Origin of the sequence: Micromonospora matsumotoense (genome assembly GCF_050951065.1) — a bacterium.
Lineage (GTDB): Bacteria > Actinomycetota > Actinomycetes > Mycobacteriales > Micromonosporaceae > Micromonospora > Micromonospora matsumotoensis.
Genome location: NZ_CP192025.1, coordinates 3,329,126 through 3,355,008, shown reverse-complemented (window position 1 = coordinate 3,355,008; position 25,883 = coordinate 3,329,126). Strand labels below are relative to the sequence as shown.

At 71.8% G+C, this 25,883-nt stretch carries 24 protein-coding genes; 12 read left to right on the top strand and 12 right to left on the bottom strand.

The annotated features are described in order from the left end of the window. Window positions 1-5 precede the first annotated feature (5 nt). Together rfbC and rfbA are read right to left on the bottom strand one after the other, a co-directional pair. Window positions 6-629: a dTDP-4-dehydrorhamnose 3,5-epimerase gene (rfbC, locus tag ACQP1S_RS14755; protein ID WP_432907092.1), complete on the bottom strand. Its 624-nt coding sequence runs from the start codon at window positions 627-629 to the stop codon at window positions 6-8. After that, window positions 626-1,543: a glucose-1-phosphate thymidylyltransferase RfbA gene (gene rfbA / locus ACQP1S_RS14750; protein ID WP_432907090.1), complete on the bottom strand. Its 918-nt coding sequence runs from the start codon at window positions 1,541-1,543 to the stop codon at window positions 626-628. The genes rfbC and rfbA overlap by 4 nt, the downstream gene beginning before the upstream one ends. Before the next feature lie 88 nt (window positions 1,544-1,631). On the opposite strand from rfbA, the gene rfbB reads away from it, so the two are divergent. The 6 genes from rfbB to ACQP1S_RS14720 are packed head-to-tail and all read left to right on the top strand — an operon-like array spanning window position 1,632 to window position 6,954. Further along, window positions 1,632-2,633 carry a dTDP-glucose 4,6-dehydratase gene (gene rfbB, locus ACQP1S_RS14745; RefSeq protein WP_432907088.1) on the top strand — a complete coding sequence of 334 codons (1,002 nt, stop codon included), beginning with the start codon at window positions 1,632-1,634 and terminating at the stop codon, window positions 2,631-2,633. Then, a complete protein-coding gene (gene rfbD / locus ACQP1S_RS14740) occupies window positions 2,630-3,517 on the top strand; it encodes a dTDP-4-dehydrorhamnose reductase (RefSeq protein WP_432907086.1) in 888 nt (295 codons plus the stop codon). Before rfbB ends, rfbD begins: the two co-directional genes overlap by 4 nt. Beyond that, window positions 3,514-3,921: a DUF2304 domain-containing protein gene (locus tag ACQP1S_RS14735; protein WP_357890266.1), complete on the top strand. Its 408-nt coding sequence runs from the start codon at window positions 3,514-3,516 to the stop codon at window positions 3,919-3,921. Before rfbD ends, ACQP1S_RS14735 begins: the two co-directional genes overlap by 4 nt. Next, window positions 3,914-4,615, top strand: a complete 702-nt coding sequence (locus tag ACQP1S_RS14730; RefSeq protein ID WP_091239707.1) for a glycosyltransferase family 2 protein — start codon at window positions 3,914-3,916, stop codon at window positions 4,613-4,615. Before ACQP1S_RS14735 ends, ACQP1S_RS14730 begins: the two co-directional genes overlap by 8 nt. After that, complete coding sequence (locus ACQP1S_RS14725; RefSeq protein ID WP_432907083.1) at window positions 4,615-5,925, top strand: polysaccharide biosynthesis protein; 1,311 nt, start codon at window positions 4,615-4,617, stop codon at window positions 5,923-5,925. The genes ACQP1S_RS14730 and ACQP1S_RS14725 overlap by 1 nt, the downstream gene beginning before the upstream one ends. After that, window positions 5,926-6,954: a glycosyltransferase family 2 protein gene (locus ACQP1S_RS14720; RefSeq protein WP_432907081.1), complete on the top strand. Its 1,029-nt coding sequence runs from the start codon at window positions 5,926-5,928 to the stop codon at window positions 6,952-6,954. Between the two features lie 345 nt (window positions 6,955-7,299). On the opposite strand, the gene prcA is transcribed toward ACQP1S_RS14720, so the two are convergent. From prcA to arc, 7 genes are all read right to left on the bottom strand, one after another. Continuing rightward, window positions 7,300-8,133 (bottom strand): proteasome subunit alpha, encoded by an 834-nt coding sequence (prcA, locus tag ACQP1S_RS14715; RefSeq protein WP_432907079.1) that lies wholly within the window; start codon window positions 8,131-8,133, stop codon window positions 7,300-7,302. Between the two features lie 61 nt (window positions 8,134-8,194). Next, on the bottom strand, window positions 8,195-9,034 hold the full coding sequence (gene prcB, locus ACQP1S_RS14710) for a proteasome subunit beta (RefSeq protein WP_176738840.1): 840 nt from the start codon (window positions 9,032-9,034) through the stop codon (window positions 8,195-8,197). Next, window positions 8,953-9,639 (bottom strand): endonuclease VII domain-containing protein, encoded by a 687-nt coding sequence (locus ACQP1S_RS14705; protein WP_432907077.1) that lies wholly within the window; start codon window positions 9,637-9,639, stop codon window positions 8,953-8,955. The genes prcB and ACQP1S_RS14705 overlap by 82 nt, the downstream gene beginning before the upstream one ends. Window positions 9,640-9,661: 22 nt before the next feature. Next, on the bottom strand, window positions 9,662-9,874 hold the full coding sequence (locus ACQP1S_RS14700; RefSeq protein WP_328346538.1) for a ubiquitin-like protein Pup: 213 nt from the start codon (window positions 9,872-9,874) through the stop codon (window positions 9,662-9,664). A 109-nt stretch (window positions 9,875-9,983) separates the two neighbouring features. Beyond that, window positions 9,984-11,501, bottom strand: coding sequence for a depupylase/deamidase Dop (dop, locus tag ACQP1S_RS14695; RefSeq protein WP_091239687.1), 1,518 nt, complete (start codon window positions 11,499-11,501; stop codon window positions 9,984-9,986). A 58-nt stretch (window positions 11,502-11,559) separates the two neighbouring features. Beyond that, a complete protein-coding gene (locus ACQP1S_RS14690) occupies window positions 11,560-13,629 on the bottom strand; it encodes a hypothetical protein (RefSeq protein WP_432907075.1) in 2,070 nt (689 codons plus the stop codon). A gap of 151 nt (window positions 13,630-13,780) precedes the next feature. Beyond that, window positions 13,781-15,562: a proteasome ATPase gene (gene arc, locus ACQP1S_RS14685; protein ID WP_091239684.1), complete on the bottom strand. Its 1,782-nt coding sequence runs from the start codon at window positions 15,560-15,562 to the stop codon at window positions 13,781-13,783. A 177-nt stretch (window positions 15,563-15,739) separates the two neighbouring features. Between arc and ACQP1S_RS14680 the strand changes: the two genes are divergently transcribed. Then, window positions 15,740-16,036, top strand: coding sequence for a ferredoxin (locus ACQP1S_RS14680; protein WP_091239680.1), 297 nt, complete (start codon window positions 15,740-15,742; stop codon window positions 16,034-16,036). A gap of 266 nt (window positions 16,037-16,302) precedes the next feature. On the opposite strand, the gene ACQP1S_RS14675 is transcribed toward ACQP1S_RS14680, so the two are convergent. The 3 genes from ACQP1S_RS14675 to ACQP1S_RS14665 form a co-directional block, all read right to left on the bottom strand. Then, a complete protein-coding gene (locus tag ACQP1S_RS14675; RefSeq protein WP_091239677.1) occupies window positions 16,303-16,875 on the bottom strand; it encodes a hypothetical protein in 573 nt (190 codons plus the stop codon). Between the two features lie 81 nt (window positions 16,876-16,956). Continuing rightward, entirely contained in the window at window positions 16,957-17,898 is a 942-nt protein-coding gene (locus ACQP1S_RS14670; protein WP_432908039.1) for a tRNA (adenine-N1)-methyltransferase, read from the bottom strand. 74 nt (window positions 17,899-17,972) lie between these two features. Beyond that, entirely contained in the window at window positions 17,973-19,127 is a 1,155-nt protein-coding gene (locus ACQP1S_RS14665; protein WP_432907073.1) for a site-2 protease family protein, read from the bottom strand. An 82-nt stretch (window positions 19,128-19,209) separates the two neighbouring features. Here ACQP1S_RS14665 and ACQP1S_RS14660 point away from each other — a divergent pair, with 82 nt between their 5' ends. The 5 genes from ACQP1S_RS14660 (at window position 19,210) to ACQP1S_RS14640 (ending at window position 25,845) form a co-directional block, all read left to right on the top strand. Further along, window positions 19,210-20,121, top strand: coding sequence for a RecB family exonuclease (locus ACQP1S_RS14660; RefSeq protein ID WP_432907071.1), 912 nt, complete (start codon window positions 19,210-19,212; stop codon window positions 20,119-20,121). Between the two features lie 107 nt (window positions 20,122-20,228). Continuing rightward, a complete protein-coding gene (locus ACQP1S_RS14655) occupies window positions 20,229-21,422 on the top strand; it encodes a sensor histidine kinase (RefSeq protein WP_432907070.1) in 1,194 nt (397 codons plus the stop codon). 149 nt (window positions 21,423-21,571) lie between these two features. After that, window positions 21,572-22,177, top strand: coding sequence for a response regulator transcription factor (locus ACQP1S_RS14650; RefSeq protein ID WP_245722344.1), 606 nt, complete (start codon window positions 21,572-21,574; stop codon window positions 22,175-22,177). Window positions 22,178-22,525: 348 nt separating this feature from the next. Then, window positions 22,526-23,293 (top strand): ABC transporter ATP-binding protein, encoded by a 768-nt coding sequence (locus ACQP1S_RS14645; RefSeq protein WP_091239666.1) that lies wholly within the window; start codon window positions 22,526-22,528, stop codon window positions 23,291-23,293. Continuing rightward, window positions 23,293-25,845 carry an ABC transporter permease gene (locus ACQP1S_RS14640; protein ID WP_432907069.1) on the top strand — a complete coding sequence of 851 codons (2,553 nt, stop codon included), beginning with the start codon at window positions 23,293-23,295 and terminating at the stop codon, window positions 25,843-25,845. The genes ACQP1S_RS14645 and ACQP1S_RS14640 overlap by 1 nt, the downstream gene beginning before the upstream one ends. Window positions 25,846-25,883: the final 38 nt, after the last annotated feature.

The following is a 25,883-nucleotide window of genomic DNA, read 5'->3' as shown; positions in this document are numbered from 1 at the left end:
GTCGCTCAAATCCCGTCCGAGTACGACATTCCGTCCGGCCCCAGCCCGGCCACGAAGGCCCGGCAGGAGGCGTAGTCCGGCAGCAGTCCCGCCGCACGGGCCTGCGCGAACGTCGGCGCCGCCGCGTCCCGGGACGACAACTGCGGCACCTCGGCCGGCCACTCGATGCCCAACTCCGGATCGAGCGGGTGCACGGCGTGTTCCCCGGTCGGGTTGTAGGTGGTCGAGCAGAGGTAGCTCAGGGTCGCGTCGTCGCTCAACGCGCAGAAGCCGTGCCCCAGCCCTTCCGCCAGATAGACCGCCCGCCGGTCGGTGTCGTCCAGCCGGACGCCCTCCCAACGGCCGAAGGTCGGCGAACCGGTCCGCAGGTCCACCACCACGTCGAGCACCGCGCCGCGGACGCAGGTGACGTACTTGGCCTGGCCGGGCGGGACGTCGGCGAAGTGGATGCCCCGCACCACGCCCCGGCCGGAGATCGACAGGTTGGCCTGCGCCAGCCGCAGCGGGTGGCCCACCGCCTCGGCGAGCTGGTCGAACCGGTACCACTCCATGAACAGGCCGCGCGGGTCACCGTGCTGCTGCGGGGTGACCTCCCAGGCGCCCTCGATGCTCAGCGGGCGAATCTTCACCGCACCCCCTCCGTTGACGACTGTGCCGCGCGCAGCACCGCCTCGTCCTGCTTGTCGGCCAGCAGGCCCAGCAGGTAGTCACCGTAACCGCTCTTGGTCAGCGGCTCGGCCAGCGCGCGGAGCTGGGCGTCGTCGAGCAGGCCGGCCCGCCAGCAGACCTCCTCGACGCAGCCGATCTTCATCCCCTGCCGCTCCTCGATCACCCGGACGAACTCGCCGGCCTGCATCATCGAGGTGAAGGTGCCGGTGTCCAGCCAGGCGGTGCCCCGGTCCAGCACGGTCACCGACAGCTCCCCGGCCCGCCGGTACGCCTCGTTGACCGCGGTGATCTCCAACTCGCCCCGGGCGCTCGGGGTGAGGTTGCCGGCGATCTCGACCACCCGGTTGTCGTAGAAGTACAGGCCGGGCACCGCATAGCGGGACTTCGGCCGGGCCGGCTTCTCCTCGATCGACAGCACCCGGCCGTCGGCGTCGAAGTCGACCACCCCGTACGCCTCCGGGTTGGCCACCGGGTACGCGAAGACCCGCCCGCCGACCAGGTCGCCGTTGTCGGCCAACTGCCGGCCGAGGCCGACGCCGTGGAAGATGTTGTCACCCAGCACCAGCGCCACCGAGTCGTCGCCGATGAAGTCCGCACCGAGGACGAACGCCTGCGCGATGCCCTCCGGCCGGGCCTGCGCGACGTACTCCAGCTGCAGCCCCCATTGGCTGCCGTCGCCGAGCAGCCGCTGGAACTGGCTCTGGTCCTCCGGCGTGGTGATCACGAGGATCTCCCGCACCCCGGACATCACCAGCGTCGACAGCGGGTAGTAGACCATCGGCTTGTCGAAGATCGGCATCAGCTGCTTGGACACCGCACGGGTGATCGGCCACAGCCGGGACCCGGTGCCACCAGCGAGAAGGATTCCACGCACCGGGGGAGCCTACCGGGACCGGCGCGAACCGGACACCGGGGTCACGGTCCCCGGGCCGGCGGGCCGATGCGCGTACACTTCCGTCCCCGTGAGGATTCTCGTCACCGGCGGAGCCGGATTCATCGGGTCGGAGTACGTACGGATGCTGCTGGGTGTGCCCGGCGGCGACGCTTCCGGCGTGCCCGCGGTCGAACCCGCCACGGTGACCGTGCTGGACAAGCTGACCTACTCCGGCAACCTGGACAATCTCGCCCCGGTGCGCGAGGACCCCCGGCTCCGGTTCGTCCGGGGCGACATCTGCGACCCGGCGACGGTCGACGAGGTCGTCGCCGACCAGGACGTGATCGTGCACTTCGCCGCCGAGTCGCACGTCGACCGGTCGATCGCCGGCGCCGCCCCGTTCGTCACCACCAACGTGCTCGGCACCCAGACCCTGCTGGACGCCGCGCTGCGCCACGGCACCGGCCGGTTCGTGCACGTCTCCACCGACGAGGTGTACGGCTCGATCGACTCCGGCTCCTGGACGGAGGGCTGGCCGCTCGCCCCGAACTCGCCGTACTCGGCCTCGAAGGCCGGCTCCGACCTGCTGGCGCTGGCCTACCACCGGACCCACGGCATGGACGTGGTGGTCACCCGCTGCTCCAACAACTACGGGCCGTACCAGTTCCCGGAGAAGGTCGTCCCGCTGTTCGTCACCAACCTGCTCGACGGTGGCACCGTGCCGCTCTACGGCGACGGCGGCAACGTCCGGGACTGGCTGCACGTGCACGACCACTGCCGGGGCATCGCGATGGTGGCGCACGCCGGCCGCGCCGGTGAGGTCTACCACATCGGCGGCGGCACCGAGCTGAGCAACAAGGAGCTGACCGGCCGGCTGCTGCAGGCGTGCGACGCCGGCTGGGACCGGGTCGTCCCGGTCACCGACCGCAAGGGCCACGACCGCCGCTACTCGCTGGACATCAGCAAGATCAACAGCGAGCTGGGGTACGCCCCGAGCATCGGCCTCGACCGGGGCCTGGCCCAGACCGTCGCCTGGTACCGGGACAACCGGGCCTGGTGGGAGCCGCTGAAGACGGCGCCGGCCGCATGACCCGGGTACTCGTCACCGGCGCGGGCGGCATGCTCGGCCGGGACCTGCTCGCCGTGCTGGCCGCCCGGAGCGACCTCAAGGTGACCGCCGCCACCCGCACCGACCTCGACATCACCGACGCCGAGGCGGTCCGGGCCGCCGTCGCCGGGCACGACGTGGTGCTCAACGCCGCCGCGTGGACCGACGTCGACGGCGCCGAACGCGACGAGGCGGCGGCGACCGCGATCAACGGCGACGGGGTGGCCCACCTGGCCCGCGCCTGTGCCGGGCACGGCGCGCGGCTGCTGCACGTCTCCACCGACTACGTCTTCGCCGGTGACGCGGACACCCCGTACGCCGAGGACGCCCCCACCGACCCGATCAACGCGTACGGCCGCAGCAAGCTCGCCGGGGAGCGGGCCGTGGCCCGGTTCCTCCCCGAAACCGGCTACCTGGTGCGGACCGCCTGGCTCTACGGGGCACACGGCCGCAACTTCGTCACCACCATGATCGGCCTGGCCGCCACCCGCGAGCACCTCGACGTGGTCGACGACCAGCAGGGCCAACCCACCTGGTCGTACGCGCTGGCCACCCGGCTGGTGGCGCTCGCCGACGCGGCCCTGGCCGGACGGGCCCCCGCCGGGATCTACCACGGCACCTGCACCGGCCGGACCACCTGGTACGGCCTGGCCCGGGCCGCCTTCACCCTGGCCGGACTCGACCCCGACCGGGTCCGACCCACCACCAGTGACCGGTTTCCGCGTCCTGCCACGCGACCGGCGTACAGTGTGCTAGGGCACGACCGGTGGGCCGAGGCCGGCCTGCCCCCGCTGCCGGACTGGCGCGACGCGCTGTCCGACGCCTTCGACTCCCCCACTGCACCCGCCCCGTGGAAGGTCGCATGAAGCTCACCCTCGTCACCGGTCTGACCGGCCTGATCCTGCTCGCCACCATCGTCGAGCTGCTGCGCCGTCGGCAGCTCCGCGAGAAGTACGGCATGCTCTGGCTCGGCGTCCTGGTCATCGTGATCCCGTTGTCGCTGTTCCCCCGGCTGCTCGACAACGTGGCCGGCTTCTTCGGCGTGGTCTCCGGCGTCAGCCTCGTGCTCTTCCTCGGCATCGTCTTCCTGCTGCTGGTCTGCGTGCACCTGAGCTGGGAGGTCAGCGCCCTGGAAGAGGAGACCCGGACCCTGGCCGAGGACTTCGCCCTGCTCCGCGCCCAGATCGACGCGGAGCGCACCGCCCGCCTCACCGAAGCCGCCCGGACCACCGCAGCCGGCCGAGACGAACTGGTGTCCCACGATGGTTAACGGCAAGCGCGTCCTGATCATCATCCCGGCCCTCAACGAGTCCGGGTCGATCGCCGACGTGGTCGGCGAGGTGCGTGGTGAACTGCCCGGCGTCGACGTGCTGGTGGTCGACGACGGCTCCACCGACCGCACCGCCGCGGTGGCCGCCGCCGCCGGCGCCCGGGTGGCGAAGCTGCCGTACAACCTCGGGGTGGGCGGGGCGATGCGGCTCGGCTACCGGTACGCCCGCGACAACGACTACGACGTGGCGATCCAGATCGACGCCGACGGCCAGCACGACCCGCGCTACGTGCCCAAGCTGGTCGACCTGCTCGACGACAACGACCTGGTCATCGGTGCCCGGTTCGCCGGCGAGGGCGACTACTCCGTACGCGGTCCCCGGCGCTGGGCGATGGTCATGCTGTCCGGGGTGCTCTCCCGGGTCGCCAAGACCAAACTGACCGACACCACCTCCGGTTTCCGGGCCGCCAACCGGCGGGTCATCGAGATGTTCGCCCGCTGGTACCCGGCGGAGTACCTCGGCGACACGGTGGAGACGCTGGTGCACACCGCCCGGCGCGGCTACCGGATCCGTCAGGTGCCGGTGGCCATGCGCAAGCGGATGGCCGGCACCCCCAGCCACTCCCCCGCCAAGGCGATGATCTACCTGGGCCGGGCCTTCGCGGTGCTCACCCTGGCGCTCATCCGCCGGTGATGCGGCGACTGCTCCACCTCGTCCCGCCCGGCACCCTCGCCGTCGGAGGCGGGCTCGCCCTGCTCGGGCTCGCCTCCTACGTGCACCTCGCGGTGGCCGGGCACGCCCTCGACCTCGCCGACTACTCCTCGCTGTCGCTGCTCTGGTCGATCGTGTTCATCCTCGGCATCGGCGTCTTCATCCCCGTCGAGCAGGAGGTGGCCCGGGTCGTCGCCGCCCGCCGCAGCCAGGGGCTGCCCCCCGGGCCGGTGCTGGCCCGGGGAGCCACCGTCGCCGCCGCCGTCCTGGCGTTGCTGGTCGTGGTCACCCTCGCCGGCTACCGGACGCTCACCGACCGGATCTTCGCCGGCGACGCCACGATGGTCGCCGTGCTGATCGGCGCGCTGGTCTCGATGGCCGTCGCCTACACCACCCGGGGCGTGCTGTCCGGCCTGCAGCTCTTCCCCTGGTACGGCACCCAGCTCGGGGTCGACGGCGGGTTGCGCATCGCGCTGGTCGCCGGGCTCGGCGTCAGCGGCGTCACCGACCCGGTCTGGTACGGCGCGGTGCTGGTCGTCGCCCCGCTGCTGTCGGTGCTGGTGACCCTTCCCCCGGTGCTGCGGGCCGTCGGCGGCGGCGTCCCCGTCGCCTGGGGAACCCTGCTGCGCGGCCTCGGCCTGCTCACCGTCTCCAGCCTGCTCTCCCAGGTCGTGGTCAACATCGGCGTGATCAACGCCCGGTTGATCGACCCGGCCGCCGAGGCCACCTCCGGTGCGCTGCTCTCCGCCCTGGTGCTGGTGCGCATCCCGCTGTTCGTCTTCGGCTCGATGCAGGCGTCGCTGTTGCCCGGCCTGGCCACCACCGCGGCCACCGGCGACGTCACCGGCTTCCACGGCCTGCTGCGCCGGGCGCTCGGGGTGGTCACCGCCCTCGGCGTCACCGGCGCAGTCGGCGCGGTGGCCCTCGGCCCGTGGCTGGTCCGCCGGCTCTTCGACGCCCCCGGTGTGCTCGGCCACGGCGACTTCGCCTGGCTGGCCGTCGGCACCCTCGCCTACCTGTGGGCGATGGTGCTCGGCCAGGCCCTGCTCGCCCTGGACCGGCACCGCGCCCAGGCGGTCTCCTGGATGATCGGGGTGGCCGCCCTGCTCGCCGTCACGGTCGTGCCGGCCCCGGTCGCGCTCCGCGTCGAGCTGGCCTACGCCGTCGGCTCCGTCGTGGTGGCCGCCACCATGGCCGTCCTGCTGCTGCGCCGGGGCACCCGCCCCACCACCCCCACCCCCTCCCGGCCGCTCGACGACGTGGTGGCCACCGGCGTCTCCGGAGGTCTGTAGATGACCCGCCCCCAGGTGTCCGCGGTGATGCTCGCCTACGGTGCCGAGCCCTATCTGGTCGACGCCGCCCGCGCCGTCCTGGCCAGCACCGACGTCGAGATCGAGCTGATCGTGGTCGACAACGGCTGCACCGGTGACGGCATCGACGTGGTCAAGGGCTTCGCCGGGGTGCGGGTGGTCCGGCCGGAGGAGAACACCGGCTATTCCGGCGGCTGCCGGGTCGGTGCCGCCGAGGCCACCGGCGAGTGGCTGGCCTTCGTCAACTCCGACGCCATCGTCGCCCCCGACGCGCTGGCCCGGACGGTGGCGGTGGCCGGTGAGCCGGGCGTGGGCGCGGTGATGGCCTCGATCCGGCTCGCCGAGAACCCCGACCTGATCAACACGTCCGGCAACCCGCTGCACTACATCGGGCTCTCCTGGGCCGGTGGCAACGGCCAGCCCGCCAGCGCGCACGCCCGGCGGACCACGGTGCCGTCGATCAGCGGCTGCTGCTTCGTGATCAACCGGGCGCTCTGGCGGGAGCTGGACGGCTTCGCCGCCGAGTACTTCGCCTACCACGAGGACACCGAGATCAGCCTGCGGCTGTGGCAGCGCGGGCTGCGCCAGGAGTACGTCCCGGGCGCGGTGGTGGTGCACCACTACGAGTTCTCCCGCAACAAGCTCAAGCACTACCTGTTGGAGCGCAACCGGCTGATCTCGCTGCTCACCGCGTACGAGACGCGGACCCTGGTGGTGCTGACGCCGATGCTGCTGCTCACCGAGGCGGCGATGCTGGTCGCTGCGCTGCTCGGCGGCTGGGGGCGGGAGAAGGCGCGCGGCTGGGGTTGGCTGTGGACCCACCGGGCCTGGGTGCGGGCCCGGCGGCGGCAGCTCCAGCAGGAGCGGATGGTCCCGGACGGGGTCATCGCCGAGCTGATGACCGCGAAGGTCGACCCGTCGAACGTCGAGTCGCCACCCGGGATGGGCATCTTCAACGTCATCGCCGCCGGCTACTGGGCCCTGGCCAAGCCGCTGCTGCGCCGGTCCTGACCAATCCCCGGCCCTCCACCGCCTGGGCCTCGCCCCTCCGGGCTCCCACCGTCGCCGGACTGCCGTCATCTCCGGGTGCTCGTCGCCGCCGGACGTCGAACGGAGTCCGGCGGATCTTGGACCTGGCCCCTGGACGGATCTTGGAAGGAAGCGGCCCTCAGAAGGGCCGAAACGCTCCAAGATCCGCCTTCCACCCCGCCAGAGTCGGCACGGGGTGGCTTGTCGGCACGGGGTGGCTTGTCGGCACGGGGTGGCTTGTCGGCACGGGGTGGCTTGTCGGCACGGGTGACGGAACGCCGCAGGGGCCGAAGGGTACTCCTTCGGCCCTGCGGCGTTCCGGTGTCACTATGCTTCCGGCTTCTCCTGGGGCTGGCCCTCCAGGTCGGCCGAGCCGGCCGAGGTGGTGGGCTTGTGCGCCTCCTCGGTCGGCACCGTCGGGGTCTCGGCCCGGCCGTCGGCCGGTGCGACATCTCCCCCCGGGTCACCCTCCAGCAGCGCGGTCAGCGCCGCCCCGGTGATCCGCCGGAAGGTCCGCCCGATCCGGCCCCGGTCCAGGACCGCCACCTCGAGCTGGTTGGCGGCGATGGTCCGGGCCGCGCCGCCCTCCCCGCCGACGCTGCTCAGCGCCTTCATGGCCACCCTGACCGCCTCGCTGAGCGACATGTCGGGCCGGTGGTCGGCCTTGAGCACCCCGGTGATCGCCTCGGCCTGGCCGCCCATCGCCATCCGGCCGGGCTCGTCGTTGACCGACCCGTCGTAGGTCAGCCGGTACAGCTCGTCCTCCTCGACGGTGGCACCGACCTGCGCCACGCAGATCTCCACCTCGAACGGCTTGGACTGCTCGGTGAAGATCGCGCCCAGGGTCTGCGCGAACGCATTGGCCAGGGCCCGGCCGGTCACGTCGCGCCGGTCGTAGCTCAGGCCGTTCAGGTCGGCCATCCGCACCCCGGCGCGGCGCAGGTTCTCGAACTCGTTGTACCGGCCGACGGCGGCGAAGCCGATCCGGTCGTAGATCTCACTGACCTTGTGCAGGGCGCTGGAGAGGTTCTCCGCGACGAAGAGCACCCCGCCGGTATAACTCAGGACCACCGCGCTGCGACCCCGGGCGATGCCCTTGCGGGCCAGCTCGGAGCGGTCGCGCATGATCTGCTCGGGCGAGGCGTAGAACTGCATGGCCACGGCGGCGGTTCTCCTTCTGGCGCTGTGCTGACGACTGCTGGCTGGTGGACGTGGCGGCGGGTCAGCCGCCCGGGTTCTCCGCCCGCCCGGCGACGACGCCTTCGGCGATGGCCGCCGTCTCGGCCTCGGTGAGCCGGTGGGTGCCCTCGGCGGTCGCCGTCATCACCACCGGGTAGATCCGGCGGATCAGGTCCGGGCCGCCGGTGGCGGTGTCGTCGTCGGCGGCGTCGTAGAGCGCCTCGACGGCGAGCCGGGTCGCATCGTCGATGGACACGCCGGTGCGGTACCGCTTCTTGAGCGCGGACTTGGCGAAGAGCGAGCCGGAGCCGATCGCGTCGTAGCCGGTCTCCTCGTAGGGGCCACCGGTGACGTCGAAGCTGAAGATCCGCCCGGCGCGGGCCGGATCCCGGGCGGCCAGGTCGAAGCCGGCGAAGAGCGGGACGACCGCGAGCCCCTGCATGGCCGCGCCGAGGTTGCCCCGGATCATCGAGGCGAGCCGGTTGGCCTTGCCGTCGAGGGAGAGCATCGCGCCCTCGATCTTCTCGTAGTGCTCCAGCTCCACCTGGAACAGTCGCATCAGCTCGATGCCGATGCCCGCCGTGCCGGCGATGCCGACCAGCGAGTACGCGTCGGCCGGGTGCACCTTCTCGATGTCCCGCTGCGCGATCAGGTTGCCCATGGTGGCCCGTCGGTCGCCGGCCAGCACCACACCACCGGCGGCCGAGATGGCCACGATGGTGGTGGCGTGCGGCGCCAGGTCGGCGGCCATGCCCGGTGGCAACGGCCGGCGGCCGGGCAGCATCTCCGGGGCCACCCGACTCAGGAAGGTCGTGAAGGAGGACGTCCCCGCGTTGGTGAACACATCTGGTAGACGCCCGGATGGATCAAAGCCCGCTGCCACGTGGTTCCTCTCAGGTACGTGATCGCCCTGGCCAGCCTCGTGCGACTGTCACGGAACTGGCCAAGACCACCGTTGCAGTTGAAGCAGAGTATCCCGCGCACCCATCCGGTGCGGTGATCGTGGTCCAGATGTTGAGGATCTTCCGCGCCGCAGACGGCGCAGACGCCGCCCTGCTCGGTGAGCAGCTCCTGGAACTCCTGCTCGCCGATCCCGTAGCGGCGGCGCAGGTGGTACTCGCGACTGCCGCCGTACAACCGGAGCTTGCTCTCCTTGCCCTTCTCGTGGTGGCAGGGCTTGCAGTATCGGCCGTAGCCGCCACGCCCCGACCGGTTACGGGGAAAGTCGTCGAGCGCTTTCGTCTCACCACACGTCGAGCAGCGACGGTGGCCATCCGGAACCACAGGTAGTTGGCGAACCTCCCGGCCGTGCTTCTCCCTCGTCCGCTTGGCATAGCTCGCCTTGGAGCGCAGGTTGAAGCAAGGCTTGCAATAGCTGCCCCGGCCATCTGGCCGACGGCTGTTCGCGCAGAACCCATCGAGCAGCTTCCACTCGTCGCAGTCTCGGCAACGACGGTGTCCGGCTCGATCATCGAGCGGATCAGGCATGTCCGATTTAACCACCTATGCCCTATTCGCCCCCTTTTTGTACATAGCCACGCACAAATTCCTCGGCGTTCTCCTCCAGGACCGAGTCGATCTCGTCGAGGAGGTCGTCGACGTCCTCGGTGATCTCGGCGTGCCGCTCGGCGACCTCCGGGTTGGCCTCGGTGGTGACGTCGTCGATCTCCTCGGCCTGGTGCGACTTGCCCGACTGGGTCTGGCCGCCCTCTTGTGAAGCCATCTCGCTGCCTCCTCCACGATCCTCTGCGATGAACTTACCTCGCGGAGACGACGAAAAGCCCGCCGCGCGCCGGCATCCGACGCACGACGGGCCACCGTCACCGGTCGGGTCAGCCGGCGGTCAGGGTCTCCAGCAGATCCTTGGCGGTGTCACACCTGTCGAACAGCGCGCCGACATGCTGACGGGTGCCCCGCTCCGGCTCCATCATCGGCACCCGGACCAGCGACTCCCGACCCACGTCGAAGATCACCGAATCCCAGCTCGCCGCGACCACCTCGGAGGCGTACTGGGCCAGGCAGCGGCCCCGGAAGTAGGCCCGGGTGTCCTCCGGCGGCTCGGTCATCGCCCGACGGGTCTGCTCGCCGTCCAGCAGGGTCTTCATCGACCCCCGGGTCACCAACCGGTGGTAGAGGCCCTTCTCCGGCCGTACGTCGGAGTACTGCAGGTCGACCAGTTGGAGCTTGTGCGAGCCCCAGCCCAGCTTCTCCCGCTCCCGGTAACCCTCCAGCAGCCGCAGCTTGGCCACCCAGTCCAGCTCGTCGGCGCAGAGGAACACGTCGCGGCCCAGCCGGTCCAGCACCCGCTCCCAACGCTCCAGCACGTCCAGGGTCTGCGCGTCGGCGTCCGCGCCGTACCGCTCGTCCACGAAGGAACGCACCCGCTCGTAGTAGGCCCACTGGAGGTCCAGGGCGGTCAGCCGGCGACCGTCGCGCAACCGCATCCGGTGGGTCAGGGACGGGTCGTGGCTGACCGCGCGCAGCTCGGCTACCGGGTCGGCGATGCCCAGGTCGGCGCCGAGCGCCTTCTCCTCGATCATGGTGAGGATCAGCGCGGTGGTGCCCACCTTGAGGTAGGTGGAGATCTCCGACAGGTTGGCGTCGCCGATGATGACGTGCAACCGGCGGTACTTGTCGGCGTCGGCGTGCGGCTCGTCGCGGGTGTTGATGATCGGCCGCTTGAGGGTGGTCTCCAGGCCGACCTCGACCTCGAAGAAATCCGCCCGCTGGGAGATCTGGAAGCCGCTCTGGCCGCCGTCCTGCCCGATGCCGACCCGGCCGGCGCCGCAGACGATCTGCCGGGTGACGAAGAACGGCGTCAGGTACGCCACGATGTCGGCGAACGGGGTCTGCCGCCGCATCAGGTAGTTCTCGTGCGCGCCGTAGCTGGCGCCCTTGTTGTCGGTGTTGTTCTTGTAGAGGTGGATCGGCTGGGTGCCGGGAATGGAGGCCGCCCGTCGGGCCGCCTCGGCCATCACCCGCTCCCCCGCTTTGTCCCACCGCACCACGTCGAGGGGGTTGGTCACCTCGGGGGTGGAGTATTCCGGGTGGGCGTGGTCGACGTAGAGCCGGGCACCGTTGGTGAGTATCACGTTGGCCAGGCCGAGGTCCTCGTCGGCGAGCGCCTCCGCCGGGTCGTAGGCGGCCCCGGAATAGGTGAACCCCCGGGCGTCGCGCAGCGGCGACTCCTCCTCGTAGTCCCAGCGGGCCCGGCCGCCACGGTTGAGTTCCGGACGCGCGCCGTACGCGTTGACCACCTGGGACGAGGTGACCATCGGGTTTGCTCCGGCCTGGCCGGGCACGGAGATCCCGTACTCGACCTCGGTGCCCATGATCCTTCTGACGCTCATCGACCTACCCGCTCCGCTCGCCTCACCCGGTCCGCCGTCACGTCGAGCGTAGTCCGCCTTACCGGGGAAGGGGGCATGCCGCTTCGGCCGGGTCGGGTGTCGGGGTCTCCGGAGTCAACGGGGGCGGCTCGTCGGAGGGGGCCACCTCGCACTCGGGGACCGTCAACGGCACCCAGCTGAGCCGGTGCCGCAGGGCGGGTTCGTCGCGCAGCATCCGGTGCACCCGGCGCTCACCCTTGGGATCGGAGGTGATGAACCGGACCGGGCCGGCCACCCGCCGGACGATGATGTCGGTGCGGTCCGGTTCGAGGAACGGCAGGCTGTAGATGCCCGGGTCGGTGGCCGCGGTGGTGCCGTGCAACGCCGACAGGCAGAGTGAGATCAGGTAGGACCGTACCGGCCCCCGGTCGATGACCAGGGTGGTGGTGCCCGGGACCTCGGGATAGCGCTGCTGGGCGTCGGCGCACACCCACGCCACTCTGGACGGCAGGGTGAGGTCCTGGTGGACCCAGCGCTGCGCCCAGGTCTGCTCGTCGACCACCAGCAGGCTGCGGTGCCAACCGGTGACCCCGCAGAGCGCCACCGCGACCGTCATGGTGAGCGCGGCGGCGAGCACCCCCGCCGTCGTGCTGGCGACCCCCCGCCAGCTCAGGGCGGGCCGGGGCACCGGCAGCAGCCGGACCACCGCGGCGGTGCCGACGATGAGCAACGCGGTGGCCAGGTGGGTGCCCTTGACGAAGTAGTAGCCCGGGGTCACCCCGGCGTCGGTGTTGATCTGCGCGATGGTCAGGGGCAGGGCCGCGCCGACCACACAGACCAGCAGCCAACGCCGCCAGGCCGGATCGGCGCGGGCGATCTGGACGAGCAGGGCCACCCCGACGATGCCACCGAGCCAGATCAGCGCCCGCCACCCCTCGACCGCCTGGGACGAGCCGATGACCAGCGCCTCGGTCTGCCCGGCCCGCAGCACGCCGAGTAACGGGGCGATCAGGGCGAGGGCCGCGCCGGCCAGGCCGACCGTCAGCACGGTGAACCACCGGCGCAGCGCCTCCCGCCAGTGGGTGAGCACCCAGCAGAGGACCAGGACGGCGGCGGCCGGCAGGAAGAGGTAGTAGCTGAACCCGACGGCGGCGAGCAGGGTGCACAGCAGCACGACCTGCTCCCGGGTGCCGGGGACCGGCCGGGCGACCAGCGTGGCGATCACCACGGTCAGCGTCAGCCCGAGCACCTCGGTGGGGTAGCCGGCGTGCAGCAGGCGGGGCAGTTGGGTGCCGAGCACCAGCGCGCCGACGACGACCGTCAGCACCGTACGGTGCAGCAGGTGGATCGGGCCGGAGAGCCGCTGGGCGGCCCAGACCAGCACGAGGGTGAACAGCCCGAACCCGGCGATGGTCCAACCGAAGTAGTGGGCGACGAGGTCGTCGGCGCGCGGCCCGGTGGGGGTCAGGAAGCCGTCGAGCAGGGCGGTGATCAGGTGCCAGCCCTGCGGGTAGTAGATGAGCTGGGCGGTGATCTGCTCCCGGGCGGCGGCCGGGTCGACGAAGGTGTAGCCGTCGAGGCGGCTCATGGCATCGAACAGCGCCAGGTGCCGCCAGTTGTCCTCGCCCGTCCCGAGCACGGTGAGCCGGTCGGCGAGGTCGGTGGCGCGCTGCCAGGGCTGCCGCAGGTAGAGCACCATGGCGGCGGCACCGGCCAGCGGGAACAGGTCGGCCCAGCCGGGCCGGGGCAGCCGGGGGCGGCGGCGCAGCGTGGCGGCGGCGAGGACGAGCGCGGTGAGGGCGACCCCGGTGAGCGGCACCGGCCGCATCCCCCAGGGCCAGATCGGGAAGATCAGGCCACCGATGGCGGCCAGGCCGAGCAGCAGGCCGAGGGCGAGCATCAGCCGGTCGAGCAGGGTTCGACCACCACGCAGCACGCTCGCCGTGGCGATCAGCACGACCGGGGGCAGGAGCCAGTCCCGGTGCAGGGCGTGCCCGGCGAGGGGTACGGCCCACGCGGCCGCGAGGGCGACCAGCAGGAGGGGAATCCACCGCCAGCGGCGGGCCGGCCGGCCCGTCGGGACGGTGGGGGGCGTCTGATCCACCGCCGGGGACAGCGGCGGATCGGCGACGGAGAGCTCGGGCGGCACGCGGTTCCTCGGAGTCGACTACGCGGTGGGGGAAGTCTAACCACGTGTCCGGCGTCCCACCCGTCCGACGCGGGGTGGTCCGGTTAACAGTGGGTGACGCACACGAGCGGGCCCGCGACGCGACGCGTCGCGGGCCCGTCCGATCAACCGGTCAGAGGTACTGGCCGGTGTTGCTGGCGGTTTCGATGGCGCGGCCGGCCTCGGTGCCCTTGCCGCCGGAGACGAGCGTACGGATGTAGACGATCCGCTCGCCCTTCTTGCCGGAGATCCGGGCCCAGTCGTCCGGGTTGGTGGTGTTGGGCAGGTCCTCGTTCTCCCGGAACTCGTCGACGCAGGCGTCGAGCAGGTGCTGCAACCGCAGCCCCTTGCGCCCGGAGGTGAGGAACTCCTTGATCGCCATCTTCTTGCCCCGGTCGACGATGTTCTGGATCATCGCGCCGGAGTTGAAGTCCTTGAAGTAGAGGACTTCCTTGTCACCGTTGGCGTAGGTCACCTCGAGGAAGCGGTTCTCCTCGGTCTCCGAGTACATCCGCAGGACGACCGCGTCGATCATGGCCGCCACGGTGGCCTGTGGCGCGCCGCCGTGTTCGGCCAGGTCGTCCGGGTGCAGGGGCAGCCCGGCGAGGATGTACTTGGAGAAGATGTCCTTGGCCGCCTCGGCGTCCGGACGCTCGATCTTGATCTTCACGTCGAGCCGGCCGGGGCGCAGGATGGCCGGATCGATCATGTCCTCCCGGTTGGAGGCGCCGATCACGATCACGTTCTCCAGGCCTTCGACACCGTCGATCTCGCTGAGCAGCTGCGGGACGATGGTGTTCTCCACGTCGGAGGAGACGCCGGAGCCACGGGTCCGGAAGATCGAGTCCATCTCGTCGAAGAACACGATGACCGGGGTGCCCTCCCCGGCCTTCTCCCGAGCCCGCTGGAAGATCAGCCGGATGTGCCGCTCGGTCTCGCCGACGTACTTGTTGAGCAGCTCCGGACCCTTGATGTTGAGGAAGAAGCTGGTGTGCCGGTCCTTGCCCAGCCGCTCGGCGATCTTCTTGGCCAGCGAGTTGGCCACCGCCTTGGCGATGAGCGTCTTGCCACAGCCCGGCGGACCGTAGAGCAGGATGCCCTTCGGCGGCCGGAGCTGGTGCTCCCGGAACAGGTCGGCGTGCAGGAAGGGCAGCTCCACCGCATCGCGGATCTGCTCGATCTGCGACTGGAGGCCGCCGATGTCGGTGTAGTCGACGTCGGGCACCTCCTCCAGCACCAACTCCTCGACCTCGCTCTTCGGGATCCGCTCGTACGCGTACGCCGAGCGGGGCTCGATCATGAGCGAGTCGCCGGCCCTGATCGACGTGCCGATCAGGGTGTCGGCCAGGTGGACGATGCGCTCCTCGTCGGAGTGCGATACCACCAGCGCCCGGTCACCCGGGCTGCCCTCGGGACCCGCGAGGATCTCCTTGAGCATCACCACCTCGCCGACCCGCTCGTAGCCGAACGCGTCGACGATGTTGAGCGCATCGTTGAGCAGGACCTCCTGGCCACGCCGCAACTCCTCGGCGTCCAGTGAGGGTGAGACGGCTACCCGGAGCTTGCGTCCGCCGGTGAAGATGTCCACCGTGCCGTCGTCGTGTCGCGCGAGGAAGACGCCGTAGCCGGACGGCGGCTGTGCCAGCCGGTCGATCTCCTCCTTGAGCGTCACGATCTGCGCGCGAGCCTCCTTGAGGGTGCTCACGAGCCGGTCGTTGTTCTCGGTGAGCCGCGCCAACTGTGCCTGGGTGGCCGCCAGCCGCTCTTCGAGCTGCCGGACGTGTCGGGGGCTTTCGGTCAACTTGCGCCGCACCAGAGCGAGTTCCTCTTGAAGGAACGCGACCTGCGTGGAGAGATCGTGGGCCTCCTTCTCCCACCGTGCGGCGCGCGAGTCCGCGTCGTCGCTGCGTGCCACGTCCCACCTCCCCGGGGGGCTTGAACGTTCTGCCCTAACACTAGCCGCTATGAGGCCGATTCGGTCCCACGCAACGCCCTCGTCACTGAACCTTGATCGCCAAGGTACGCCTGAGGGGTGGGTCCGGCTGTTCGGGTACCGTCGTGGGGTGGGCCGGGAGAACATGGGGGGTGCCGGGTGACCGACGTCGCGACCGACCAGTTGCAGGTCTGGGTGGACCAGGATCTCTGTACGGGTGACGGGCTCTGCGTGCAGTACGCGCCGGAGGTCTTCGAGTTCGACATCGACGGCCTGGCGTACGTCAAGGGCACCGACGGCGAGCTGCGGCTCGCCCCCGGCAGCCGGGTCGACGTGCCGGAACACCTGCGGCTGGAAGTGATCGACTCCGCGAAGGAGTGCCCCGGCGACTGCATCCACGTGGTGCGCGGCAGCGACGGCGTCGAGGTCGCCGGCCCCGAGGCGACGGACGACTGACCGCCCCGGGCCACCGCGACCACCGGGCCGGCCATCCGCCGGCAGGGCTGATCACCCCCGGGCGCTCCCGGGGCTGACCGGGCGGGCGGACCAGCCCCGGCGGCCGGGCACCGCCGGCAGCGACAGTCCGAAAGCCGACCCACCGCGGCACAGGACGGCACGACAGGAGAAGCCCCTCCGGGAGCCGGCGCTCCGGCACCGGCCCGTCCCGTGACGGATCGACGGGCGTGGGCGACGGCCGCCACCGTCCACGCCCCGTCGGCGGGTCAGAGCAGCGGGCGGCCGACCACCGAGGCGACCAGCCGGGCGAACTCCTCCAGCCGGGCGATCTGACCGGCCCCGCCGTCGTCGAGGGTCTTGCCGAAGCGCAGCGCGTCGTGCCGGGGCGCACCGACCATCTCGTCACCGGGCGGGGCCTCGTCCAGCGAGGTGAGCAGCAGGTAGACGTCGATGCTGTCGACCCGTACCTCGCCGTTGTCGGCCCGGGTCAGCCGGCGTCGGCACCCGACCTCGGTGACCGTGGAGACCGGCACCACCCGCAGCGACGAGGTCATCGAGCCGGGCGGACCCTCCCCCGGCGGCACGTCCTCGCCGTGCCAGAGCACCAGCCGGCTGCCGTCACAGACGACGACCTCCTGCCACACCCCGTTGACCTCGTTGACGAAGCGTTCCAGGGTGAAGCCGAGCACCGAGGCACCGCGCAGCACCCCGCCGAGCGCCTCCAGGGCGATGTCCGGGTCGCGCAGGTAGGCGCGCGCCGCCGACTCCAGATCCTGGTACGGCGACCAGTCCGGGAACACGGCCGGCAGTTCACCGCCGCCGAAACCCGGCCGACTCATGCCCACTCCCCCAGGTCGCACCGTCGGCCCGCACCGGCCGTCGGGTTCTGCCCGTTCACGCCCAGCTGCTCCGATCCGCCGTCACGGCCGGTCCACCTCGTCGGCCCCGACGGACGACGTGGTGGCGGCCTGCGCTGCCGCCTCCCGGGCCGCCGCCGCCTCGCGCAGCGCCTGCTTGCGCTCGGCGTAGGCCTCGGCGCCCTTGCTGGGCTTGCGGCGGCGCGGCGGCGCGGTGACGCCCGGAGCGAGCTTACGCGCGGACACCAGGAACGCGGTGTGCGCGATCATCCGGTGGTCGGGTCGGACGGCGAGCCCCTCGGCGTGCCAGTCCCGCACCATCGACTCCCAGGCCCGCGGCTCGGTCCAGCCGCCCCGCTCGCGCAGCGCCTCGACCAGCTCGGACAGCTGCGGGGTGGTCGCCACGTAGCCGATGAACACGCCACCGGGCAGCAGCGCCCGCTCGACCATGTCGAGGGTCTCCCACGGGGTGAGCATGTCCAGGATGATCCGGTCGAACCCGTTCTCCGGGCAGTCGGCGACGTCGCCGACGTGCAGCCGCCAGGCGGGGTGCGGCGCGCCGAAGAACGCCTCCACGTTGCGCCGGGCGATCTGCGCGAAGTCGTCGCGCATCTCGTAGGAGTGCAGCTCGCCGCCGGTGCCGACGGCACGCAGCAGCGAACAGCTCAGCGCCCCGGAGCCGGCGCCGGCCTCCAGCACCTTGGCACCGGGGAAGATGTCACCCATCGCGACGATCTGCGCCGAGTCCTTCGGATAGATCACCTGGGCGCCGCGCGGCATCGACAGCACGTAGTCCGACAGCAGCGGACGCAGGGCCAGGAACGCCGTCCCGCCGCCGGCGGTGCTGACCACGCTGCCGTCGGGCTGCCCGATCAGCGCGTCGTGCGCCAGGATGCCCCGGTGGGTGTGGAACTCCTTGCCGGGCTCCAGGGTGACGGTGTGCATCCTCCCCTTGGGGTCGGTCAGCTGCACCCGGTCACCGGGGCGGAACGGCCCCCGGTGCACCGGGGGGAGCTCCGCGGTGGCGGTGGGCGTCGGGGTGCCGTTGCGGGCCGGGAGTACGGGGGGATGTGCTGCGGTCACCTGTTCATCTTCCGTGTGGGTTCGAGGACCTGGGCGAGATCCGCGATGTGCAGAACGCCGACCACATCTTCGCCTGCCGTCACCACGTACCGCGCGCCCGGGTGGGCCTGGACGGCCGCCATCAGCCGCTCGCCGTCGAGACCGAGCGGCAGGGTCGGCAGCGCGGCCAGCGGTCGGGCCACCGCGTCCACCCCCAGCCAGGGTCGACGATCCACCGGTACGGCGTCCGCCGCCGCCGGGTCGACCAGGGCGACCGGCCGGCCGGCACCGTCGACCACCAGGACGGCGGACCCGGGCGGGCCCTGCGCGGCGTGCCGGCGCTGCGCCTCGGCCAGCGGCGTGCCGGTGGGTACGGCGAAGACCGGGCGGGCCAGCCGGCCCAGGTCGGCCAGCGGCACCCGGCGACTGATCCGGGCGTACCGGATCGACTGGCCGGCGCCCCGCCACAGGGTGACCGCGACCAGCAGCATCAGCGGTAACGCCAGCGGCACCAGGACCCGCTGCACGGTGAGCAGCACGACCAGCCCGGCGGTGCCCACCGCGACGGCCCGACCGACCCAACCGGCGACCTCGGTGGCCCGGTGCCGGTCCCGGGTGAGCCGCCACAGCACGGCGCGCAGCGCCCGGCCGCCGTCCAGGGGCAGGCCGGGCAGCACGTTGAACACGGCCACGATGACGTTGCTCAACGCCAGTTGCAGCGCGAGCTGGTGGGCCAGGGTGTGGTCGGGGGTGGCCAGCGTGGCGGCCACCGCGATCCCGCCGAGCAGCGCCGAGACGGCCGGGCCGGCCAGGGCGACCAGCAGCTCCACCCGGGGGTTGGGGGCGTCCCGGTCCATCTCGGTGTAGCCACCGAGCAGTTCCAGGGTGATCCCGCGCACACCGATGCCGTACCGCCGGGCGGTCAGCGCGTGCCCCAGTTCGTGCAGCAGGACCGACCCGAGCAGCGACACCACGAAGCCGAGACCGATCAGGTAACCGCCGAGCGGGGACAGCCCGAGGCGGTCCCGGGCGAACTCGGCGTAGGTGACGGTCACCAGCAGGGTCAGCAGCAGCATCGACATGTTGAGGTGCAGCGGCACCCCGAACACCCGGCCGACGGTCAGGCCGGTACGCCGGCGGGGCCGGCGCGGCGCACGGGGACGGGACTCCACCGCCACGATGCTACGCGCCGATTCGATCATGCCCGGTGCGGCGAGCGCGGCCCTGTCACACCCGTGTCCTAACCTTCGGGGCATGACGGCGGAACCGGTGATCGACCAGCAGCATCCTCCGGCGGCGCTGCCCGCCACGGTCCGGGCTTCGCTGTCGCCGTCACGGGCCGCCGACTTCAAGACCTGCCCGCTGCTCTACCGGTTCCGCAGCATCGACCGGCTGCCCGAGCGGCCCAGCGTCGAGCAGGCCCGGGGCACCCTGGTGCACGCGGTGCTGGAGCGGTTGTTCGACCTGCCGGCGGGTGGGCGCACCCCCGATGCCGCCGGTGACCTGGTCGTCCCGCAGTGGGACCGGCTGGTCACCGAGCAGCCCGAGCTGGCCGGCCTGTTCGACCCGGGCGACGAGACCGGCACCGCCGAGTTCCTCCGGTCGGCGGCGGCGCTGTTGGATGGCTACTTCGCGGTGGAGGACCCGCGTCGGCTGGAGCCCGCCGAGCGGGAGAGCCTGATCTCCGCGGTGGTCGACGACGAGTTGCTCATCCGGGGTTATCTCGACCGGCTCGACGTGGCCCCCGACGGGGCGCTGCGGGTGGTCGACTACAAGACCGGCGGGGCGCCGAGGGAGGCGTTCGAGGCGCGGGCGCTGTTCCAGCTGAAGTTCTACGCGCTGGTGCTGTGGCGCACCCGGGGGGTGGTGCCCCGGGTGCTGCGCCTGCTCTATCTCAAGGACGCCGAGGTCTGCGACTACTCCCCCGACGCCGAGGAGCTGCTGCGGTTCGAGCGCACCGTGGTGGCGCTCTGGCAGGCCATCGAGCAGGCCACCGCACGGCAGGATTTCCGACCCCGGCCGAGTCGGCTCTGCGACTGGTGCAACCACCAGGCGCACTGCCCGACCTTCGGCGGCACCCCGCCGCCGTTCCCGCAGCGGGCCGGGGCGGCCGATCCGTTGCGCGACGCCCGGTCCCGGCCGGCCACCCCGGGCGCCGACGAGTAGCGCCCGCCGGACCGCCCGGTGGGCGGAGAGGCGCTCATCCGCGAGGAGGAGGCGAGGTTCACCGTCGGCGACGACCGGACGGCCCGGTGGGCGGCTAGCGTCGCGGTATGACCGAGGGAGGCGAGCGGTGGTGGGTGCGCCGGCCGTTGGCCGGTGACGCCCTCTTCGCCGTCGCGCTGGTGGTGCTGGAGGTCGCTTTCACCCTGCTCACCCCGCGCGAGTTCTGGCCCCGACAGCTGCCGTTCGTGCTGGGCTGGAGCGTGCTGTGCGCGGTGCCGGTGGTGCTGCGTCGGGTCGCCCCGTGGCCGGCGGTGGGAGCGGCGTTGGCCACCCTGGCCGTGCCGGCGCTGCTCGGGCACGCCCCGACCACGCAGAGCCTGACGTTCCTGGTGCTGACCTACTCGATGGCGGTCGACCGGCAGGTGCTCCCGGCGGTCGCCGCCACGGTGCTGCTCTGGGCGCCGGTGGCGGCGCTCAACGTGCTCACCCCGCTGGACACCGGGCTCGACGTCGGCCCGGCGTACCTGGTGCTCAACAACCTGCTCACCGCGTTGCTCGCCTACGCGGTGGGTCGGGCGGTGCGGGCCCGGCGCACCTCGCTGCGGGCGCTGCGGGAACGGGCCCGGGTGGCCGAGGAGAACCAACGGTCGCTGGCCGAGCAGGCGGTGGCCGACGAGCGGCGGCGGATCGCCCGGGAGTTGCACGACGTGGTCGCCCACCACGTCAGCGTGATGGGGGTGCTGGCCACCGGGGCACGGCGGGTGCTGCGCCGGGACCTGGCCGCCGCCGACGAGGCGATCGCCACGATCGAGGACACCAGCCGAGTCACCCTGCGGGAGCTGCGGCGGCTGCTCGACGTGCTGCGTACCGACGCGGAGCCGGCCGCCGACCTCACCCCGCAGCCCGGTCTGGCCGGCATCGCCGCGCTGGCCGAACAGGTACGCGAGGCGGGGTTGCCGGTCATCCTGGAGGTCGCGGACCCGGTGCCGGCGGTCGAGGAGGGCATCTCGCTGACCGTGTACCGGATCGTGCAGGAGGCGTTGACCAACGCGCTCAAGCACGCCGGGCGGGCCACCGCGACGGTCCGGCTGGGGGTGGCGGACGGCTGTCTGACCGTGGTGGTCACCGACACCGGGCGGGGTCCCGGCCCGGCGCCCGACCGGATCGGGCACGGGTTGGTCGGTATGCGGGAACGGGTCGGCCTCTACGGTGGGATCCTGCACACCGGGCCACGCCCCGGTGGCGGCTTCCGGGTGTACGCGCGAATCCCGGTGGAACCGGTCGGGGTGGTCCCGACATGACGGCAGAACGGGGAGAGCAGATGGGCCAGACGCACGGCAGCCCCCCTTCCTTCACGGGGGACGGGACGCGGGGCCCCTCGCGCACACCGGGGCGGCCGGTGCGGATTCTGCTCGCCGACGATCAGCCGTTGCTGCGTACCGGGTTCCGGATGGTGTTGGGCACCGAGGACGACCTGGACATCGTGGCCGAGGCCGGGGACGGTCAGGAGGCGGTGGAGCTGTCCCGCCGGCTGCTGCCCGACGTGGTGCTGATGGACATCCGGATGCCCCGGATGGACGGGGTGGCCGCGACCCGGGCGATCGTCGACGCCCGGCTGCCGGTCCGGGTGCTCATCCTCACCACCTTCGACCTCGACGAGTACGTGGTGGGGGCGTTGCGGGCCGGGGCGAGCGGTTTCCTGGCCAAGGACGTGCCGGCGGAGGACCTGGTCACCGCCATCCGGACGGTGGCCGCCGGGGAGGCGGTGGTGGCGCCGCGCATCCTCAAGCGGCTGCTGGACCGGTTCGCCACCGTGTTGCCGGACCCGGCAGCGACCCCACCGAAGGCGTTGGGCACGTTGACCGAGCGGGAGCGTGAGGTGCTCGTCCAGGTGGCCCGGGGGCTGTCCAATGCGGAGATCGCCGCCGCGCTGTCGGTCAGCGAGACGACAATCAAGACCCATGTCGGGCACGTGCTGACCAAGCTGCGGCTGCGGGACCGGGTGCAGGCGGTGGTGCTGGCGTACGAGTCGGGGCTGGTCCGCCCCAAGGCGTAGCCAACTGACGGCGGGTCCCCCTCAGGGCGTACCCAGGGTGAGGCCGGGAGGCCGACGGCAGCGTTGCCTCGCTCACCTACCGTGACGAAAGACGACGTGGCGCGGTTGACCATGACACGGCGTCAGGTTCTAGCATCGACACCGCCGTGGGCGGCGGCACGAACAGTGACCGGTCGTCGACTCAGGGGCAACCCTGAGCCGGTCTCCGGGCCGACCCGCAGCGGGAAATCCGCCTCGGGTCACCCCGTGGTCGGACGGATCTCCGCCGACCGGCACCGAGGATGAGATCGACCCCACCGACCAGCGGGGGCGGTGGGGCAACACAGCCAGACGGAAGAGGTAGATGACGTGACCGCGACGGTAGGCCGGCACTCGCAGGCCGCGGCCCGGGCGAACGACGTGTGGAAGGTGTACGGCACCGGTGAGGCGCAGGTCGCCGCGCTACGCGGGGTCAGCGCCGAGTTCGAGCGGGGCAGATTCACCGCGATCATGGGCCCGTCGGGCTCGGGCAAGTCGACGTTGATGCACTGCCTGGCCGGGTTGGACTCGGTGAGCAAGGGCACCGTGCAGATCGGCGACACCACGGTGACCGGGCTGGGTGACTCGGGCCTGACGAAGCTGCGCCGGGACAAGGTGGGCTTCATCTTCCAGCAGTTCAACCTGCTGCCCACGCTCACCGCCCAGGAGAACATCCTGCTGCCGATGTCGATCGCCGGCCGCAAGCCCGACCCGGCCTGGTACGACACGGTGATCGACACGGTGGGCCTGCGGGACCGGCTGGGGCACCGGCCCTCGCAGCTCTCCGGGGGTCAGCAGCAGCGGGTCGCCTGCGCGCGGGCGCTGGTCGCCCGGCCCGAGGTGATCTTCGCCGACGAGCCGACCGGCAACCTGGACTCCCGTTCCGGTGCGGAGGTGCTCAACTTCCTGCGCAACTCGGTACGTGAGCACGGGCAGACCATCGTGATGGTCACCCACGACCCGACCGCCGCCGCGTACGCCGATCGGGTGGTCTTCCTCGCCGACGGGCAGATCGTCTCGGAGCTGATCGAGCCGACCGCCGACACGGTGCTGGACACCATGAAGAAGCTGGACACCCCGGTCGAGGTGGCCGGCTGATGTTGCGGGCCACCCTCAAGAGTCTGCTGGCGCGCAAGGTGCGCCTGCTGCTGTCCGGCCTGGCCGTGGTGCTGGGCGTCATGTTCGTCTCGGGGGCGTTCGTGCTCACCGACACCCTGGGCCGGTCGTTCGACGCGGTCTTCGCCGACGCCTACGAGGGCATCGACGTCAACGTCGCCGGCAAGCCCAAGGTGGCGCTCAGCGAGATGCAGGGTGAGCCGGTGCCGACCACGGTGCCGGCGGCGACGGTGCAGCGGGTCGACGCGGTCGCCGGGGTCGCCGAGGCCACCGGCGTGGTCACCACCGACGGGGCCCAGCTGATCGGCAGCAACGGCAAGGTGGTCACCTCGTTCGGGCCGCCGCAGCTCGGGTCGAACTGGCAGGGCGAGAGTGACCTGGTGAAGCTGCGGGAGGGCCGGGCACCCGGAGCGGACGACGAGATCGTCGTCAACGCGGCGCTGGCGCAGGCGGGGAAGGTGAAGGTCGGCGACCGGGTCGGGGTGCAGACCCCGCTGGCGCCGAAGCAGACCTTCACCCTGGTGGGGGTCTTCGGTTACAGCGGTGACCGGGACTCGATCGGCGGGGTCAACGAGATCGCCTTCACCACGCCGGTGGCGCAGCGGTTGCTGCTCGGCGAGCGGGACGTCTTCACCAACATCACGGTCCGGGCGGCCGACGGGGTCAGCGACACCAGGTTGCGTGACGACGTGGCCCGGACGCTCGGCGACGGCTTCGAGGTCAAGACCGGCGCGCAACTGTCGGCGGACGCCTCGGCGAGCCTGAAGGAGGGCCTGTCCTTCTTCAACAAGATCCTGCTCGGTTTCGCCGCCGTCGCGCTGCTGGTGGGCACCTTCCTCATCCTCAACACCTTCTCGATCATCGTGGCCCAGCGGACCCGGGAGCTGGCGTTGATGCGGGCGATCGGCGCCAGCGGCCGGCAGATCATCGGTTCGGTGGTGCTGGAGGCGGTGGCGATCGGCCTGATCGCCTCGGTGCTGGGGCTGGGCGCCGGCATCGGCATCGGCGCGCTGCTGGCGTACGTCTTCGGCAACCTGGCCGGTGGGCTGACGCTGGCCGGGATCGGGGTGCCGGCCTCGGCGGTGATCGGTTCGTTCGCGGTCGGCCTGGTGATCACGGTGGTGGCGGCCCTGCTGCCGGCGCTGCGGGCGGCGCGCATCCCGCCCATCGCGGCGATGCAGGACGTGGCCAATCCGGATCGGCCGTTGACCAGGGTGACCGTGACCGGTGGGGTGATCACCGGGATCGGCGCGGTGCTGTTGTTCCTCGGGCTCAGCGGCACCGCCGGGGGCAGCGCGCTGGCCGTCATCCTGGGTGGGGTGCTGTTCGCCTTCATCGGGGTGGCGCTGCTGACCCCGCTGATCAGTCGACCGGTGGTGTCCCTGCTGGGGGCGATCTTCGCCTGGTCGGTGCCGGGCAAGTTGGGCCGGCTCAACTCCGGCCGCAACCCGCGCCGGACGGCGATCACCGCGGCGGCGCTGATGGTCGGCATCGCCCTGGTGACCGGGGTGACGGTGATCCTGGATTCGGCGAAGGGCAGCATCGGCGCGCTGGCCCGGGACAACATCAAGGCCGAGCTGGTGATCTCGGGGGCGTCGACCGGTCCGCGTCCGGCGAGCTTCGACCCGGCGGTGCTGGAGAAGGCGGCGGCGCTGCCGGGTGTGCAGCTGGCCGACGGCGAGTACGGCGACATGGGCATGGTCGACGGCAAGGTCACCTGGTTGGCCGCGTCGAGCGACGTGACCGCGTTGCAGCGGATCTTCGGGGCCAAGGCCACCGCCGGTGACATCAGCCGGCTCGGCCCGGACCAGATGTTGTTCAGCTCGGACACCGCCAAGTCCCGCAACGTGTCGGTCGGCTCGACGGTGACCGTGCAGGCCTCCCGGGGCGAGCCGCGCACCTACACGGTCAGTGGCATCTACGAGAGTTCCGAGCTGACCAGCCCGGTGCAGTTGCCGCCGCAGGCGGTGAAGGACTTCGCCATCCCCAAGCCCAACCAGGGGTTCATCCAGCTGGCGCCGGGGGCGCGGGTGGCGGACGTACAGCCGCAGTTGGAGACGCTGCTGGCCGACAGCCCCGAGGTGTCGGTGGCCGACCGGGACGCGTTCATCGCGCAGCAGACCGGCTCGTTGGACAGCCTGCTCACGATGATCCAGATCCTGTTGGCGCTGGCCATCGTGATCGCGGTGCTCGGCATCGTCAACACGCTGGCCCTGTCGGTGCTGGAGCGGACCCGCGAGTTGGGTCTGCTGCGGGCGATCGGGCTGCGCCGGGCGCAGACCATGCGGATGATCACCGTCGAGGCGGTGGTGATCTCGATCTTCGGGGCGTTGCTCGGGATCGTCGTCGGTGTCGGCCTGGGCGCGGCGGTGGTCCGGGCGCTCAAGGACGAGGGCATCACCGACCTGATCCTGCCGTGGGGCCAGATGGGGTTGTTCCTGCTGCTGGCGGCCATCATCGGCGTGGTGGCGGCGGTGCTCCCGGCGGTGCGGGCGGCCCGGATCAACGTGCTGGGCGCCATCGCGCACGACTGATCCCGCACACCGCGAGGGGGTTCCGCCGGTCGGCGGAG